Source organism: Proteus sp. GOKU (assembly GCF_015475555.1).
Lineage (GTDB): Bacteria > Pseudomonadota > Gammaproteobacteria > Enterobacterales > Enterobacteriaceae > Proteus > Proteus mirabilis_B.
Genome location: NZ_CP034105.1, coordinates 3435942 through 3453357 on the forward strand (window position 1 = coordinate 3435942; position 17416 = coordinate 3453357).

The following is a 17416-nucleotide window of genomic DNA, read 5'->3' on the forward strand; positions in this document are numbered from 1 at the left end:
AAACAAATAGCCCCCGCAAAGCGAGGGCTAAATAGAGTCTTAGATATTTACGCCGTGTTGTGCTGCTAACGCACCTAAACCACCCGCAAAACCTTGACCAACTGCTTTGAATTTCCACTCTGCGCCGTGGCGATATAACTCACCAAAGATCATTGCAGTTTCTGTTGATGCATCTTCAGAAAGGTCAAAGCGTGCAATTTCAGTATTATTGTCGTTGTTATAAACGCGCATAAAACTGTTGCTGACCATACCAAAGTTTTGTTTACGGTTTTCTGCATCATAAATGGTGACTGCGAATACCAGTTTTTTCACTTCAGCAGGGACTTTTGATAGAGTGATTTTTACTTGCTCATCATCACCATCGCCTTCCCCAGTACGGTTATCTCCTTGGTGCTCAACGCTTCCACATTGACTCACTTTGTTATTAAAGAAGATAAAACTTGCGTCTGAAAGTACTTTTCCATCTTCACCTACCATGAACACTGACGCATCTAAATCGAACTCTGCGCCATCAGTCACGCGGGCATCCCATCCTAGACCAACCATAGCAACCGACATTGTTGGTGCTTCTTTAGTCAGAGAAACATTACCACCTTTAACAAGGGAAACTGCCATATCAAAGCTCCTACTTTATTGAATAAACTGGCAATCACATCTTATGATTGCCAGCGGTTAGTGTCTTATAAATCGACGATCAAGAGGCATTAATACCGTATTGAGCACAAACTGAACCTAAACCACCCGCATAACCCTGACCAACAGCGCGGAATTTCCATTCTGCGTTATGGCGATATAGCTCACCAAATAACATTGCTGTTTCTGTTGATGCATCTTCAGTTAAGTCATAACGAGCAACTTCAATTTGGTTGTCATCATTAACTAAACGAATAAATGCACCTGATACTTGGCCAAAGCTTTGGCGACGAGCTTGCGCATCATGGATAGTCACAACGAAGATAACCTTATCGACATCATTCGGGATCATGTCTAATTTGATTTTCAGCGCTTCATCATCACCATCGCCTTCACCAGTACGGTTGTCACCAGTGTGAACAACTGAGCCATCAGCAGATCTTAAGTTATTATAAAAAATGAAATCGGCATCGCTACGCACTTTTCCATTTGCAGCTAACAGAAATACAGACGCATCTAAGTCAAAATCTTGACCATCTGTAGAACGGGCATCCCAACCAAGTCCGACAAGGACGTTTTTCATCGTTGGGGCTGCTTTGCTCAGAGAGACATTACCACCTTTAGAAAGAGAAACGCTCATTTTATAACCTCTTTAGTTTTGTTTTTAATATTCTGATTTCTCAAGAATATTTATTAATTTGTCTTACCTTCATCATCTTTTTTCTCTGGGAATACAAAGCTTGCAATAATACCCAGAGCAAGAACACCTAGCACAACAAATAGGCTAGTTGTCGCGGAAATGCTGTATCCATGTTGCCAGATATGATCTGTTGCATTTAAACCCAGTTTTGCAGCAATAAAGAACAACAACACAATAACCGCTTTTTCAAGGTAAACCAGATACTGTTTTAACGCTTCTAACACGAAGTAAAGCGTACGTAAGCCTAAGATTGCAAACATCATTGCACTATAAACAATGAGGGGTTCACGGCTTACTGCGATAATAGCGGGAACCGAGTCGAAAGCAAACATCACATCGGAAAGCTCTACAACAGCCACACACAGCATAAGTGGTGTTGCATATAACGCCGCTTTTGTACCACGACCGATAGTAATTTCTTTGTTTTCTGGTTTTGCTAATTCAGCATCAACTTCTTTTTGTGTTAATACGAAAGCATGCCCTGTGATTTTTGGCCATATAGGGAAAAATCGTTTAACTAAGCGATAAGCAAGATGTTGTGAATAGTCTTCAATCTCTTCACTGTCATCACCGCTTTTCAGCATCATAACTGCCGTCCAAGCAACGATTAAGGCAAATACTACCTCAACATATGGTCCTAAACTTAACAGTCCTGTACCGATGGCAACAAAGATCCCACGGAAAACGATAGCACCGATGATACCCCAATAAAGAACGCGGTGACGGAAGCGATCAGGTACAGCAAACCAAGAGAAAATCGCCATCATGACAAACAAGTTATCAACGGAAAGCACTTTCTCTAATGCATAACCTGTTACGAATAAGCTCGCAACTTCTGCACCATGGTGAATATAAAGGAATCCTGCGAATGCCATTGCAATAGCAACCCAGAATATAGACCAAAATATGGCATTCTTTAACGTTATCGGCTTATCTGCACGATGCATAAATAAGTCGATAAAAATAGCGCCAATCGCAAGTACAACAAAGACAATGACAGTTTCTGTCGGAAAACCAATATGTGTGGATACCATAATAATTCCTGAACGGTTCCCTATAAATTAATTACAAACCAAATTCTGCGGGCTCAAAGCCTAATGCAATGGCAATAGCACGCACCGCTTCTTTTTCATCATTGTCAAAATCGCCATCACTTTTCGCAACAGCAATACCGACACGAATAGCTAATTGCGCAGCTTCTGGCTGATCTTTCATTGCCAGAATATACTTCATGGTTTCGCCTTTACCGACTTCAGTATCAAACTCGAAACTCAGGATTAGCTTATTAAAGAATTCGATAACTTCAGTAGTATCAAATACTTTAAGTTCATCCGATGCTTTTAAAAAACCAAGCATCTTCTGTTTTTCTTCAGAACTCACTCCGTCACTGGCAATGGCGATACGCGCACAAACCGCAACGGTACCTTGCATAAATTTTTTATTTTTAAAGCGACCAACTTGCTTGGCTAACTCAGAACGGCCTGTATTAAAACCTTCTTTTAATTTGTTAAAAAAACTCATGTTATTTTTCCTTATATCAATTTGATCACTTAGAGCCCGCTGTCCAGCGAAATCCCCACCCGTAGGCATTATCCATATCACGGTGGCCTTTAAAAAACTCATTGAGACGTTCAACTTTTATTGATCCGTTCTCATTAACTAGTCGGGCAATCGCACACATGCCTCGACCATTATTACCATCAGTTAAGCGTGTTTCGATAGGTGGTTGATCAGGAACATGAATAGTGACCACACCATCAGTCTTGCTCCAATTCGGCACACCTTCATAAATAAACGCGAAAATCAGCACTTGCTTAATATTTTTCCATTCACGCCCATTCACAAAGATCCATTCACCACCAGCAACATCTCCTGTGCGGTCATCACCTTGCAATTCAACAAAAGGAATACGGTTAAAATCGCCAAACCCGTTTCCTAATGCTTGAATAACAGACTTATGCCCTTGTTGAAGTTCAACGAATGCACCGATATCTAGGTCGATACCTTTATTGCCGCCGAACAATCCACCTAATAACCCAGAGCTCCCGCTTTTGCTTTCACGATGCCAATCAAGGTTGATTCTAATTTTACCGAAGTCATCTTTCTTCGTAAGGCTGATTGCTGGTTTCTCTTTAGTTAAAGAGACTTTACTTAAGTTCACCGAACTTGGCGCTGGCGTTGGAGCGGGTGCCGGTTTCGGTGCTGGTGCTTGCGTTGGAGCAGGATCTGCAATATCCACACCAAAATGTTCAGCGAGTGGTTTTAAACCCCCGTTAAACCCTTGGGCAATAAAGCGGAACTTCCAACTACCATTACGACGATACAATTCACCTAAAATTAATGCCGCTTCAGGACGACCGTTAATATCAACATTACCGTTCGCCACCACTTCGTTATTAGCATCAACTTGAATCGATAATCGTTGTAAATTTGCGATAGTTTGTTGACCATCACAGGTCGCAGTAAACGCAATTTTTTCAACATCAGGACGTAAACGGGCTAAATCCACAGTAAAAGATGTGCTGTTTCCGGCTGTCGCATAAATAACGGTGCGATCATCATTGGCTGTCTGCCCATAAAACACCATATCGGTGTCGCCATTCACTTTACCTGACGCATAAAGTCTAAAAGCAGAAACATCAACAGGCGCACCTGATTGAATTCTAACGATTAATGTTTGATTAGGAACCGGTAAGTTCCCACCTGGAGTCATATTCATTTATCGCACCACCGTAGCCACAATATCAGGCATCATGTCGTTAATAACACGGCCTTTACAAGGGGCACCAAACGCAGTGAAATCCCATTGACCATGATTACGTTGCAAAGAAGCAATCACGATACCTGTATGAGAGCCTTGCTCTGTTAAGGTATAACGCACTAGCTCTTTGTTAGTTGTTTTATCAACAACACGGCAGAATGCGTTTTCAACTTCATTAAATGTTTGCCCACGGAAACTGTTTACTGTGAATACCAAGTATTCAACATTTGTTGGTAAACGGTCTAAATCAACGAAAATTGTTTCATCATCGCCATCACCGTCACCTGTTAAGTTATCACCAGAGTGAATAACTGACTGACAACTTGATTTTAATTTTCTAAACCAAATGGTATCGATTTGATTGCCACTTGCGTCAAGCAATACGCAACTTGCATCTAAATCAATAGAACCACCACCACCAAAAAGACCGCCTAATAATCCTTTTTTCTTAATCGGATCCCAGCCCAAACCAAACATTAAATGGCTCAGTGTAGGTGCTTGTTTACTGAGAGAAACTGTTTGATTCTTGCTTAATGAAACCATAATTAAATTCCTTCAGAGGTAGAGTGAAACAATAACGCCATTTGTGATTAATTCCATATCATGAAAATCATCATATCATGATGAAGTACATGAGCAAGACTATTTTTCTTATTCAATCTTAAAGTTTTGTCAATTTATTGATATTAATGATATTTTTATTGTAAGGAAATGTTAAAAATACAAGAAAATCATAATAATAACGCAATCAATCACCCAATTTTAAAATTAACTCAAATAAATCATATTATGATTGACACAGTTCTTCGAAATCTTCATGATTATAGGTCTTGAACCCTACACTTTTATTTCACGGTATACAGAGTAATGAATAACACAATTTGGTTTATGGAAGGTTTATCATCACAACGCGATATAATTCAAAGTGTTAAAGACTTTGCAAAACAGCAGCGCCAAGAGATCGTTGTGCTTGCATCTCATCGTCATACTCGAAATGAGATTTTATCGCTTGCTGATGGGGCTTTTTATGAACCTCTTGAAGAGACATTACGCTTAAAATTTATCGCTGATGTTGTAAAACAGCATCAAGTGAGTGTTATTCACACGGGTCGTAATAGCGCATGGTTTGAATTACACCGCCAAGAAATTGAGTCGTTAGGGGTAAAATTAACAACCGGAGCCACACAACTTGAACAGCTTCAGTTAGCTGATAATAAAGTCGCCTTTGCACAAGCAATGGAACAATGTGGGCTTCCTGCGGTACCTTCTATTTATATTGAATCTATCGATGAATTAGAAGCGCATATAAAAGAGCCTCCTTTTGGTGAAACTCCTTTATGTATCAAACCCGTAAAAGGGATTTATGGCATGGGTTTTTGGCGTTTTGATAATCAAGTTTCACCGATGGCACTGTTTAATCACCCAGAAAATCGCCAAGTCAGTCCTCAGCAATATCTTGATGCATTAAAGGCGGTAGAACGTTTTGAACCTTTAGTCTTGATGCCTTATTTACCAGGTCCAGAATACTCTGTGGATATGGTGGTTGAGCAAGGTAATGTTATTGCCGCTGTTGCTCGACGCAAAGAGGGTGCAATACAGCATTTGGAAATTTCAGGCGAGGCTTATGAATTAGGTAAAGCGTGTGCGACAGCGATGAAAGCCGATGGACTTGTGAATGTGCAGACCCGAAATAATCATCAAGGCACCCCGCTCTTACTTGAAATTAATATGCGCCCTTCTGGTGGTATTGGTTATACCCAACATTGTGGAATTAACCTTGCAGGTATTTTTGCTTTACGCCAATTAGGATTAATGAGTATTGAAGAGGCTCAAGCCCAAAATAACCATTTTACACCAACAAAAATACGCTCAATCACCGATTCTATTGTTTTCAATTCAACGTTAACAAACTTAATCAGTACGGATAATAATTAATAATGAAAAATAGTATGAGTGACTCATCCGTTTATCGTCGCCTTCTTTCTTGTGGCACATTAAGTGTGACGCCAAATTGCCCTATTGAGTTACTTGATGAATTATTTGATATTGCAGAAAGACGCAATCCTAAGCGTGCATTTTTATTTGTCAGTAAAGTATTGGGGCGTCATATCCCTGTTTCACCGAAAAAAATGCGTGAAACCTATCAAAAACTTGCCTGTCAATTTCCTGACTCACTTGAAGGCCCGGTTCTGTTTATTGGTATGGCAGAAACCGCGGTCGGTTTAGGTGCTGGCGTTTTTGATGAAGTGAGAAATCGCTATCAACAAGCTGTTTATTTAACGTCAACACGTCATCCTGTTGATCAGGGTGAATTGCTGTGTGAGTTTAAAGAGAATCACAGCCACGCGACCGATCATTTACTCTATTTGCCTAAAACAGCAGAGCAACGCCAGTGGGTACAACAAGCAAAAACGGTTGTATTAATTGATGATGAAGCCACTACAGGCAATACCTTTATTAACCTGCTTTCAGCACTACGTGAAGAAGGCGGATTAACCCATATAAAGCAAGTTATCGCTGTAACCTTAACCGATTGGAGTGGTGATTCTATCTCTGAGCGCTCCCCATTACCGATTAAGACCATCTCTTTAGTTCAAGGTAAATGGCAATGGGATGCCGATCCAAACGCGCCTTTACCTGTTATGCCTAATGTTAATATTACTGCATCAGGACAAGTAGCGATCACCGGTAAACAGAGCTGGGGTCGATTAGGGATGACAACGCCGGCAAGCGATCTCGGTTTATCCATCAATGCATCTTTGGGTGAAAAGATCCTTGTTTTAGGATCGGGAGAATTTGTCTGGGAACCGTTCTTATTAGCTGAACGCCTTGAAAAACAAGGTGCTATTGTAAAATATAGCTCAACAACCCGTTCACCTATTTCAACTAATTTTGCCATTCAATCAGCGATTACATTTACTGATAATTATGGTTTAGGTATTCCTAACTTCGTCTATAACGTAGCTCATCAACAATTTGATCACATTTTGCTTTGTTGTGAAACACCAGCCGAAAGTATTGATCACCAACTGATTGAAGCCCTTAATAAAGTTGCCCCTATTGTTGAGGTAATCAGTTATGACTAAGCCCGTTATTTTAACTGATCTCGACGACACCTTATTTCAAACACGTCGTAAGATGGTCGATGAATTAGCGCTAGAACCCTATAAAACGGGTGCGCTCGATAGAAGCTTAGAACCTCGTAGCTTTATGACTCAAGAGCAAGCCATGCTTGTCGATTGGATGTTAGAGCACGCAGATTTAATTCCAGTTACTGCGCGCGGAACAGAAGAAATTAGCCGAGTCACCATTGCGTTTCATTCTTGGGCGATCACCACACACGGTGCAGTGATATTAACGCCTGAAGGCACAGCAGATGCGCAATGGCAAAGCCATATCACTCAAAGCTTAGCGACCTATACACAACGTTTGTTGACGCTACAACAATCAATTACGCAATTAATGGCGCAACGAAACATTGATGGCTGGGCACGTATTAACTATGAATATGGTGATTTACCTATTTATTTAGTCATGAAGCATAACGATAGCACTCGCTTAGACGAGCTATATGCCATAGGTGATGAAATAGAAAAAACATTTTCAACCGACGGTTTTTATATTCATCGCAACAGCAACAATATTGCTTGGTTACCTGAGCCTATCGAAAAAGGCAAAGCTGTCACCTATTTGCTCAATAAATTAAAAGCTGAGCGAGGTGTTTTCCCTGTAATTGGACTTGGCGATAGCCTTAGTGATCATCGCTTTATGAAATTATGCAGTTGGTATGGGCTTCCTCGTCAAAGCCAATTTGCAGATGCGATTAACACAAAAATTTTTGGAGAATAAACATGATGGATCATAAGCCGTTTTCTGGCTCTTATGTATCAGGAGATGTCGATTTCCTACTTCAACCGGTGAATATCGAAATGACGCCCGTTGAATTAAAAGAAGAGCTGATACAGTCGGGTAAACGCCACTATTCTGACATGCTAAGTCAAGAGCCAGAGCCAACAACATGGCATTTAGATCTCTTTGAAAAAGCACTAGAAACAGGCGCTACACGCTTAGCAACTGAAGTCATAATGTTGGCTAAATCACTAATTGAACGCTTTGGTGATACCCCAATAATCCTAACAAGCCTTGTTCGTGCAGGTGTTCCTTTAGGCGTCATGTTGCAACAAACATTGCGTAAAATGGGAAAAACCTCTTATCACTACGGTATTAGTATTATTCGAGATAGGGGCATTGATAGCGAAGCACTTTCATGGATAGAACAACGCCACGGTACAGAGGGTATTGTTTTTGTTGATGGGTGGACAGGAAAAGGCGCTATTACAGGTGAGCTTATTCGTTCGTTATCAGGGCGAAAAGGCTATCCAGCTCAACCTCGTCTTGTCGTCCTTGCTGATCCTTGTGGCTGTGCATGGTTAAGTGCCAGCGATGAAGATTGGCTTATCCCCTTTGGGATCATGGGAGCTCCTGTTTCAGGATTAATTTCGCGTTCAATTTGGACTGAAAAAGGCTTTCACGGTTTTGTGGATTGCCAACATTTAAAACAGTATGAATGCAGTCGTTACCTTGTTGATACTGTTGGAAAAGTCGTTGATACATTAATTGATAACGATATTCCACTCGCCACATTTAAAGAACAACAATCAGACTTAAAAAAGCTGAGCGAAAACGTCGTTAGTTCACTTGCAAACAAATATGATATTTCAAATATCAATCGTATAAAACCCGGTATTGCTGAAGCCACACGCGCTGTTTTACGTCGTGTACCTGACCATGTTCTTGTAAGAGAAATAGCCGATCCTGATGTTGCATTATTGGTTTATCTTGCGCAGGAAAAAAATATTGCTGTTATTGAAGCAGGGCAAGCGCTTGGTCAATATCGTGCAGTGACTATCATTAAAAAGGTGAAATAATGATTGAACGATTATCCCCGTGGAATTTAGGGGCAACGCTTTATATGCCTGCAACGCGAACAGATATCGCAACAACGATCATCAACCAGAAAATTGAAGGGTTACGCTCTTTAATTATCTGTTTAGAAGATGCCGTGAGTGATGCCGATATTCCTGTTGCATTAGAAAATTTGGCCGCGTTATTAAATACTTTGGCAGAGCATAAAAAAAACAGTGATTGTAGCCATTGGCCACTGCTGTTTATTCGCCCTCGCCACACTGAAATGGGTCAATGGATCACTGAAAACCTTGATGTCAGTGCCATCGATGGTCTTGTTTTGCCTAAGTTCACGCAAGCTTCTCTGCCAGTTTGGTGGAATATTATTGAAAACACGCATTTATGTATGATGCCAACACTTGAAACAGAAGAAGTGTTTGATGTTATTCAAATGACAGAGCTTGCAAACCACCTGTTAACTCACCCTTGCCATAACAGAATTATTGCACTACGTATTGGTGGTAATGACTTAATGAATGTCATTTCTCTTAGACGTAATCGCCAATTAACACTTTATGATGGTCCAATGGGTTACGTGATAAAAATGTTGGTTGCTGTCTTTGGTGCTCGCCAATTTGCCCTTACTGCGCCTGTTTGTGAGCATATTGATGATCATCATATTATGGATAAAGAGCTGGCACTTGATATTGCCAATGGTCTTGTCGGTAAAACGGCAATCCATCCAAAGCAAATTCATAAAATTGAACAAGCGCTCATGGTATCTCAATCCGATCATTCAGATGCGTTGCGTATTTTAAATTCAACACAAGCTGTCTTTAAATCACAAGGTGCAATGTGTGAACCAGCAACACATCGTCGCTGGGCATTGAGTATTTTAACCAGAGCTAAAATTTATGGCATTATTCCTAACCAACAAAATAATGCTCAACGTTTTAACGCAACATAAAATACTCTGTAACGGGCGGTAATCTCTATGAGATAAAATAATTATCTTATATTGATTTCGATTTATAAGTTTCTAGTTAAAGCATGTTATCTTTAACTAGAACTTATAAGAATAACGCGATTTTTTTTATTTAAAAAAGTGTATTTTTTTTATTTCAATTATTAATTTATACTACATTTAATAGGAAGCTTATTTTATTTATCCTTGTCAATACAGAACAAGAATAATAGAAATTATTGCTGAATATTTTGACACACAAATGACAGAATAAGTGGTAACTAAGCATGCAATTAAGCACTCGTCAGGTCAGAGTCTTTACACTGGCAACCCTTTTAAGCTCTGGAAAAAAGGTTCCAACCATTAAGATTATTTCTGCTCTTGAATGCTCAGAGCCTACGTTAACTCGCGTTTTAAAAGAGATAAGAGATTCTTATGGCGCTGAAATAAAATACAGCAAAGCCTCTCGCGCATATCAAATGACTGAACGAGGTCAACTCGATAGTAAAGCATTACGCCGTATGCGTGAGGCATTATCTGCCAGTGAAGATCTTCGTCATAATGGAATGACAAGCCGAGTTTATCTTGATAAAGATAAGAAAAAATCTGTTTCACTTTCATTAAAAATGTCAGCATTACGTAAGATTGATAGATTATCTTATTTAAATAATTCTACACGTAGTGAAGCTGTTGAATTATTAGTTGATCACTATATTGAAAATTTAATTCAATCAACACTCGCTGAAATAGCCGAGAAAGAAAAAGAAAAAAAGAATTAAAAGTGAATAATAGAAAAGTAACTTGATGCTTCGATATCAAGTTACTTTTTATAAAACAACAAAAATGAAAAATATATAAAAATACTTATTTAATAAAGTTAACTTATATATTAATTCATACTCTTACTCTATTTTAAATTACTTTAAAAATAAAAAAACAAAAAACACATTAACACTTTGAATTGATTGATTTTTATAGTTTTTATTGTTTTAAACTGAAGAAAGGTATTTATACCTAATCATTATCAGCCAATCATTTAGCATCACTCTTATTGTGATAGCAAAATAAAAAATACTTCCTTTAATAAAATTAAATCACTTCGCCACTCAATTTTGGAGTGAAATGCAGCTCAATTCCTCTTTTATTTTACTTTTCATGCGATCTTTATTCAGATTAATAATATTGGACAATCATCACTGCGTTTTTTTTCTAATTTAATTAAACTAAGCATTATCTCAATTGAACACCTTCATGAGTCGGTTAGTATATTAATCGCTTACTTCTACCTCACTCACAGGATAAATGCATGAGAAGATTGCCAGTTTACCTTTTACTTGATACATCGGGTTCTATGCATGGAGAACCTATTGCAGCAGTAAAAAATGGCGTTGAAATGCTCTTATCAACACTACGCCAAGATCCTTACGCATTAGAAACCGCTTACATTTCTATCATCACCTTTGATTCAACCGCACAACAGATTGTGCCACTCACTGATTTAATCAATTTTAAAGTACCTGATTTAGTCGCAAGTGGAACAACTGCATTAGGTTCAGCACTTACTTTAGTTTCTAGTCGTATTGAAAAAGAAGTACAAAAAACCACGGCGGAAACAAAAGGCGATTGGCGCCCATTGGTTTTTGTGATGACAGATGGTGCCCCAACAGACGATTGGAAAAAAGGCGTTGAGAAATTTAAAGCGGCACGCACGGGTGTTGTTATTGCGTGTGCGGCAGGACGAGCAGCACAAACTGATGTGCTCAAAAATATCACTGAAATTGTATTACAGCTAGATACTGCGGACTCCAATACGATTAAGTCATTCTTTAAGTGGGTTTCAGCCAGTATTTCTGTCGGTAGTCAAAAGGTCGATTTAACTAAGAAAGATATTAGTGATCTTGATGACTTACCACCGCCACCTCCTGAGGTTAACGTTGTACTTTAAATAAAAAAGGAATGAATATGTCGGTTAGTTTAAAAAAAGGACAAGGTGTTAGTTTAAAGAAAAATGAATATGACCTTTCCTCTGTCACTATCGGTTTAGGCTGGGATATCAACGAAGAAAAACGCGGATTCCTTGGTGGGCTTTTTGGTAAAAAAAGCGAAGAATACGATTTAGATGTTATCGCCTTCTTATGTGGCGAAAACGGTAAAGTAAACGATTTAGGCAAAATTGAAGGTGGGCAACCATCCCTCGTCAATGGCGATATTATTTTCTTTAATAGCCTACAACATAAATCAGGACAGATTTGGTTAACTGGTGATAACAGAACAGGTGCAGGCGATGGAGACGATGAGCAGATCATCGTGAAATTAAACACACTTGATCCTAAATTTACCAAAATTGTCTTTATTGTTCAGATTTACAATGGTCGAGAGCTACAACAACACTTCGGTAAAGTACAAAACGCCTTTATCCGTGCTGTTGATGCCAAAAATATAGAAATGGCTCGTTTTGATTTATCTGGAGGCGAAGCCTTTAACAACCAACGTTCAATGCTGTTTGCTGAATTAGTCAGAGAAGAGAATGGCTGGAAACTTAACGCCATTGGTGAGCCTTCAAGTTCAGATAGCTTTATTTCTTACTTAAAGGATTTCACCTAATGAGAAGACTTCCCGTTTACCTATTAATTGATACTTCTGGATCAATGAGAGGTGAATCTATTCATGCGGTTAACGTAGGGATACAAACAATGCTTAATGCATTGAGACAAGATCCTTACGCATTAGAAAGCGTGCATATCTCTATCATTACCTATGATAATGAAGCACGTGAGTTTATCCCATTAACCGCATTAGAGGATTTCCAATTCTCTGATATCACCGTACCTAGTTCTGGCGGTACTTTTACGGGGGCAGCACTGGAATGTTTAATCAAGTGTGTCGATCGTGATATTAAACGCTCTGATGGTGACCAAAAAGGTGACTGGCGTCCTCTCGTCTTCTTAATGACCGATGGCACACCTTCTGATGCTTACGCCTATGGTGAAGCGATTAAAGAAGTGAAAAAACGTTCATTTGGTTCGATCATCGCTTGTGCTGTGGGTCCGAAAGCCAAACACGATCATCTTAAAGAGCTCACATCTCAAGTAGTGGCTTTAGAAACGCTAGACTCCAATGCCTTCTCTGGCTTTTTTAAATGGGTTTCTGCCAGTGTTGCATCCGGCAGTTCAAGTGCAGGCGTGAATACGGATAAAGATACCCTACCGCCACCACCTCCTGAAATCCAACTGGTACTGTGATCCGCAAAAGCAAAGCGCTCCAAAAGGCTTTGCTTTTATTTTATTCAGGCTTTGGTTTATCCATCACAATACATAACAGCCACAATAAAGTGATAAGGTACAACAATGAGAAGGCTACCCATTTTCTTTGTTTTAGATTGTTCAGAGTCGATGATCGGTGAAAACCTAAAAAAGATGAATGACGGTCTAACAACTATTATTAGCGATCTTAGGCGTGATCCACACGCCCTTGAAACGGCTTATGTTTCTATTATCGCCTTTGCGGGTGTTGCAAAAACAATTGTTCCACTCACTGAAGTCGTCTCTTTTTATCCTCCTCAACTGCCATTAGGAGGAGGCACTTCATTAGGTAGTGCATTACGAGAGCTTTCTCACCAAATCGACACTCAAGTGAGAAAAACCACGCTTGAGCAAAAAGGTGATTGGAAACCTGTCGTTTATCTTTTAACAGACGGCAGACCTACCGATGATTACGCGCAAGAGATCAAGCGCTGGAAAGCGCACTACGCCAACAAAGTTAACTTAATTGCGATTGGATTAGGTTTAAGTGCAGACTTACATGTACTGTCGCAATTAACTGAAAATGTACTGTTATTTACCGAAGCCCAAGAAGGCGATTTTACTCGTTTTATTAAATGGATAACGATGTCGGTGGTTTCTCATAGCCGAAGTGTTGGCGAAGAGCCGCCACCACTTTTAAGTCAAACAGAGCATATTGTTCGTCTTGCGAAAGATGATGTCGCGCGTGCTTATGATGAATCTTGTGTCACTTTTGTTGGTCGTTGTAGCCATACACGCTCACCTTATTTAATGAAATACGAACGCCCACCCATGAAAGCTTCAGGGCTGGATTTTAATCTCAACCTTAATGGCTTTAACTTAACGGGTTGCTACACCTTAAATGAAGATTACTTTGCATGGAGTGATCTCAGCGCCACAGCATATCAAGTTAATACCAGTGAACTTCATGGCACACCGGGTTGCCCTTATTGTGGTAATGCCACTGCTTTTGCCGTTTGCCAATGTGGCAAATTGCTCTGTGTAAATGGCCCTGAAACCGTTATTTGCCCTTGGTGTGATAACAACATCACCTTTGGTGATAACAGCAACCAATCTGACTTTGATGTCACACGAGGTAAAGGCTAATGGATAAAAAAGCCCTACTCACAAAACTGATTATTGATGACACGCTGACACAACAGCGCATTCCGGTACATGAAGAGCTGGTTATTGCGCTGTATGAAGATGCAGAAATCGCTCAACACATTGATTTTATTATTGATAAAATCAATGCAAAAACGGCAGAAAAAATAACATCACAAGACAAAGCACAGCCTATTCTTCTGTTATTGCCACCAGCCCGCGATTTAGCCTCTGAAGAAACGTCATTACCAGAAGAGAGCCCATTAAAACCGGGACAAATTCCAACACACTCATCGCCAATGCCAACAGAAAAGCCGATTATTCAACGCCCTACGGCAAAAATTACTCTTTCTAATGCCAAAGTAGGTACCGCGTTTAACTCTACGCTCAATATAGAGCTAGATACCCTCGAAATTGCCGAAATTGAAGCAATTGATTTTCCTGAAGCACTTGGAATAAGCTTCGATCCTGAAAGTCGTTGCTTAGTGGGTATGCCGACAAAAAGTGGCAATTTCACATTGGTTGTCCATTGGTCTGTTAATGCTATTCGCTATCACAATGACGTCTTATTAATCATCAATCCTGATCCTCGTAGCTTATGGCAAATCAACGAGCCTCCCGCTGATAGCCCTTATCCCAAAGCGCATATAGATAGCAAACTTATTCTTGAAGAAGGCATTCGTATTGCAGGCGCAAGCCGTCGCGGTCGCTCTCATGAACATGCAGGCACATTCCGTGATGATGATTTTCACATTCACCACGATGACCAAAGCCAATGGAATATTTTAATTGTCGCGGACGGTGCGGGTAGTGCGCGTTATTCTCGTGAAGGCTCACGCATTGCTATCAATACCGTAAGCCACTATTTAAAATCACAGTTAAGCGAGGGGAATGAAGCATTTAAACCTCATCTTGCAGCCATCCATCAATGGAATGACAACAACGCCATTAATCAAGTGGGAAGCTTCTTTGCTCAACTCTTTCGTAATGCGGCGCAATTAGCGATTAATAACCTGAAAAACGAAGCCATTCATATTAATGAGCCTGTAAAATCTTTTTCGACTACGTTATTAGCCACGGTTTCTTTGCGTATCAATGATGAGTTATTTGCTGCCTCATTTTGGATGGGAGATGGTGCGATTGCGGCTTATGGTCCCGCAGGAAAAGTGCGCGTTTTAGGTATTCCTGATAGTGGTGAATATGCAGGGCAAACTCGTTTTCTTGATGATAGTGCGCTCAACGATACTGAGTTTAATCGACGCATTATTATTGGTAAGTGGAAAGAAATTTCACATCTTATTTTAATGACGGACGGGGTGTCTGATCCGGTATTTGAAACAGATAATGGCTTACAAGATCCCAATAAATGGGCTGCACTCATTGATGAAATATCGCCTTGTTTAGCTTCTCCTGAAAATGCAGATAAGGCATTGGCTGAATGGCTGAATTTCTTTTCAGCAGGCAATCACGATGACCGCACTCTGGTTGTGGCTTGGTAATCATAAAAGAGAGAATGGGTGAGTTTCATGGCAGAGATCATTACCTGTACAACACAAAGTGGAAAAACAGTTCAGTACGTCAATGAAATTATTGGCTCTGGCTCAATGAAAGATGTCTATTTTTCCCCTGACCGAACCTATGTTGTTGCCTTCTATAAAACAAAACAGAATGCACAAGCCAAAGATAGAATCGATATGATAACAGGCTCTTATCGACACAATATCTTTGAGCAAAGTGGCGGAGAATATTGGAAAAACCTCTTTTGCTGGCCAACAGATGTTGTCGAACATCAAGGCAAGATTGGGATTGTTGTTCCGACTTATCAATCCCACTTTTTCTTTAAATATGGTTCTAAAAACAACGACTTTCTGGCAATAAAAGGTCGAGAAAAAGAAGGTAAATGGTTTGCAAGTGCCAACAACCAAAATAAATTTCTCGATCCTCGCGAAAGAGGCAATCTGTTAAATTACCTGAAAGTCTGTTTATTGCTCTCTCGTGCCGTGCGTCGAATGCATGCCGCAGGCTTATGCCATAGTGATTTAAGCTATAAAAATGTCCTTATCGATCCTGAACAAGGTCATGCTTGTGTCATTGATATTGACGGTTTAGTCGTTCCCGGCAAATACCCACCTGATGTTGTGGGAACACCTGATTTTATTGCGCCAGAAGTGGTAAAAACTAGCCATTTACCGAAAGAAGATCCTAACCGTATCTTGCCAAGTATTACGACCGATAGGCACGCCCTTGCAGTATTAATCTATATGTATCTGTTTTATCGTCATCCATTACGTGGCGGTAAAATTCACGATCTTGACGATGAAATGCGTGATGAAACATTGTCTATGGGTGAAAAAGCGCTGTTTATTGAGCATCCAACCGATCGTAGTAATGCGGTAAAATTGAATCAGGTAAAACCGTCATCTCTCCCTTGGGCAGATCCTGAAAAAATCCCATACACGATTATGGGCCCGTACCTAACGCCTCTTTTTGAAAGAGCCTTTATTACAGGGTTGCACGATCCTTCACAACGCCCTACCGCAGATGAGTGGGAAACTGCTTTAGTCAAAACGGTAGATTTAGTTCAGCCTTGTCAGAATAAAGATTGTGAACAGCAATGGTATGTTTTTTCAGGAAAAACACAGCCCGTTTGTCCTTATTGTCATACGCCATATAAAGGGCAATTGCCGATTTTAAATCTTTATTCTTCACGAAAAGCCGGTAGCTTCAGACCCGACGATCACCGCTTAATGGTTTGGAGTAATCAATCACTCTTTCCTTGGCATGTTAATCGCCTTATTGCGCCTAATGAACGCACCACCGATGAACAGAAAAAGCGTGTAGGTTATTTTGTTTATCACAATTCAACATGGTGGCTTGTTAATGAGCGTATTGATGGATTGATGGTATTGCCAGAGAAAAAGCAGATAGCAATTGGCGATAAAATTGCACTAACAGATGGATTGCAATTTGTATTATCGACAGAAGAAGGCGGACGACTTGTTGTGGTGCAATTAGTGTCAAATTAATAAAGTAAGAGAATAATCCGTTTAATTTATCGCGGGTTATTC

Annotated in this window: 18 protein-coding genes; 12 read left to right on the forward strand and 6 right to left on the reverse strand. The window is 39.9% G+C overall.

Translation table 11 applies throughout. The features are described from left to right. Window positions 1-39: 39 nt before the first annotated feature. The 6 genes from EHE21_RS15730 to EHE21_RS15755 form a co-directional block, all read right to left on the reverse strand. Window positions 40-615, reverse strand: coding sequence for a TerD family protein (locus EHE21_RS15730; RefSeq protein ID WP_023582790.1), 576 nt, complete (start codon window positions 613-615; stop codon window positions 40-42). A gap of 79 nt (window positions 616-694) precedes the next feature. Continuing rightward, window positions 695-1273, reverse strand: a complete 579-nt coding sequence (locus tag EHE21_RS15735) for a TerD family protein (RefSeq protein ID WP_072070083.1) — start codon at window positions 1271-1273, stop codon at window positions 695-697. Between the two features lie 53 nt (window positions 1274-1326). Beyond that, window positions 1327-2367, reverse strand: a complete 1041-nt coding sequence (locus tag EHE21_RS15740) for a TerC/Alx family metal homeostasis membrane protein (RefSeq protein WP_194951190.1) — start codon at window positions 2365-2367, stop codon at window positions 1327-1329. Window positions 2368-2398: 31 nt separating this feature from the next. Further along, a complete protein-coding gene (locus tag EHE21_RS15745; protein ID WP_023582792.1) occupies window positions 2399-2854 on the reverse strand; it encodes a tellurite resistance TerB family protein in 456 nt (151 codons plus the stop codon). A gap of 25 nt (window positions 2855-2879) precedes the next feature. Further along, the gene (locus EHE21_RS15750; RefSeq protein WP_194951191.1) at window positions 2880-4052 is read right to left on the reverse strand and encodes a TerD family protein; all 1173 of its coding nucleotides are present in this window, start codon (window positions 4050-4052) and stop codon (window positions 2880-2882) included. Then, window positions 4053-4637 (reverse strand): TerD family protein, encoded by a 585-nt coding sequence (locus EHE21_RS15755; protein ID WP_072064329.1) that lies wholly within the window; start codon window positions 4635-4637, stop codon window positions 4053-4055. Window positions 4638-4961: 324 nt separating this feature from the next. Between EHE21_RS15755 and EHE21_RS15760 the strand changes: the two genes are divergently transcribed. The 12 genes from EHE21_RS15760 (at window position 4962) to EHE21_RS15815 (ending at window position 17374) form a co-directional block, all read left to right on the forward strand. Next, complete coding sequence (locus EHE21_RS15760; protein ID WP_194951192.1) at window positions 4962-6029, forward strand: ATP-grasp domain-containing protein; 1068 nt, start codon at window positions 4962-4964, stop codon at window positions 6027-6029. Between the two features lie 2 nt (window positions 6030-6031). Further along, the gene (locus EHE21_RS15765; protein WP_416384041.1) at window positions 6032-7180 is read left to right on the forward strand and encodes a phosphoribosyltransferase domain-containing protein; all 1149 of its coding nucleotides are present in this window, start codon (window positions 6032-6034) and stop codon (window positions 7178-7180) included. Further along, the gene (locus EHE21_RS15770; RefSeq protein ID WP_194951193.1) at window positions 7173-7943 is read left to right on the forward strand and encodes a hypothetical protein; all 771 of its coding nucleotides are present in this window, start codon (window positions 7173-7175) and stop codon (window positions 7941-7943) included. The genes EHE21_RS15765 and EHE21_RS15770 overlap by 8 nt, the downstream gene beginning before the upstream one ends. A gap of 2 nt (window positions 7944-7945) precedes the next feature. After that, entirely contained in the window at window positions 7946-9022 is a 1077-nt protein-coding gene (locus EHE21_RS15775) for a cysteine protease StiP family protein (protein WP_194951194.1), read from the forward strand. Next, a complete protein-coding gene (locus EHE21_RS15780) occupies window positions 9022-9966 on the forward strand; it encodes an HpcH/HpaI aldolase/citrate lyase family protein (RefSeq protein WP_109394135.1) in 945 nt (314 codons plus the stop codon). The genes EHE21_RS15775 and EHE21_RS15780 overlap by 1 nt, the downstream gene beginning before the upstream one ends. Before the next feature lie 284 nt (window positions 9967-10250). Next, the gene (locus EHE21_RS15785) at window positions 10251-10742 is read left to right on the forward strand and encodes a hypothetical protein (protein WP_023582799.1); all 492 of its coding nucleotides are present in this window, start codon (window positions 10251-10253) and stop codon (window positions 10740-10742) included. A 527-nt stretch (window positions 10743-11269) separates the two neighbouring features. Beyond that, window positions 11270-11908 (forward strand): vWA domain-containing protein, encoded by a 639-nt coding sequence (locus tag EHE21_RS15790; protein ID WP_088494616.1) that lies wholly within the window; start codon window positions 11270-11272, stop codon window positions 11906-11908. 17 nt (window positions 11909-11925) lie between these two features. Then, a complete protein-coding gene (locus tag EHE21_RS15795; RefSeq protein ID WP_088494615.1) occupies window positions 11926-12567 on the forward strand; it encodes a TerD family protein in 642 nt (213 codons plus the stop codon). After that, a complete protein-coding gene (locus tag EHE21_RS15800; protein ID WP_075672662.1) occupies window positions 12567-13205 on the forward strand; it encodes a vWA domain-containing protein in 639 nt (212 codons plus the stop codon). The genes EHE21_RS15795 and EHE21_RS15800 overlap by 1 nt, the downstream gene beginning before the upstream one ends. Before the next feature lie 105 nt (window positions 13206-13310). Then, window positions 13311-14351 carry a TerY-C metal binding domain-containing protein gene (locus EHE21_RS15805; RefSeq protein WP_194951195.1) on the forward strand — a complete coding sequence of 347 codons (1041 nt, stop codon included), beginning with the start codon at window positions 13311-13313 and terminating at the stop codon, window positions 14349-14351. Beyond that, the gene (locus tag EHE21_RS15810; protein ID WP_228766702.1) at window positions 14351-15847 is read left to right on the forward strand and encodes a PP2C family serine/threonine-protein phosphatase; all 1497 of its coding nucleotides are present in this window, start codon (window positions 14351-14353) and stop codon (window positions 15845-15847) included. The genes EHE21_RS15805 and EHE21_RS15810 overlap by 1 nt, the downstream gene beginning before the upstream one ends. A gap of 27 nt (window positions 15848-15874) precedes the next feature. Then, on the forward strand, window positions 15875-17374 hold the full coding sequence (locus EHE21_RS15815) for a helix-hairpin-helix domain-containing protein (protein ID WP_098941929.1): 1500 nt from the start codon (window positions 15875-15877) through the stop codon (window positions 17372-17374). The last annotated feature ends 42 nt before the right edge of the window (window positions 17375-17416 follow it).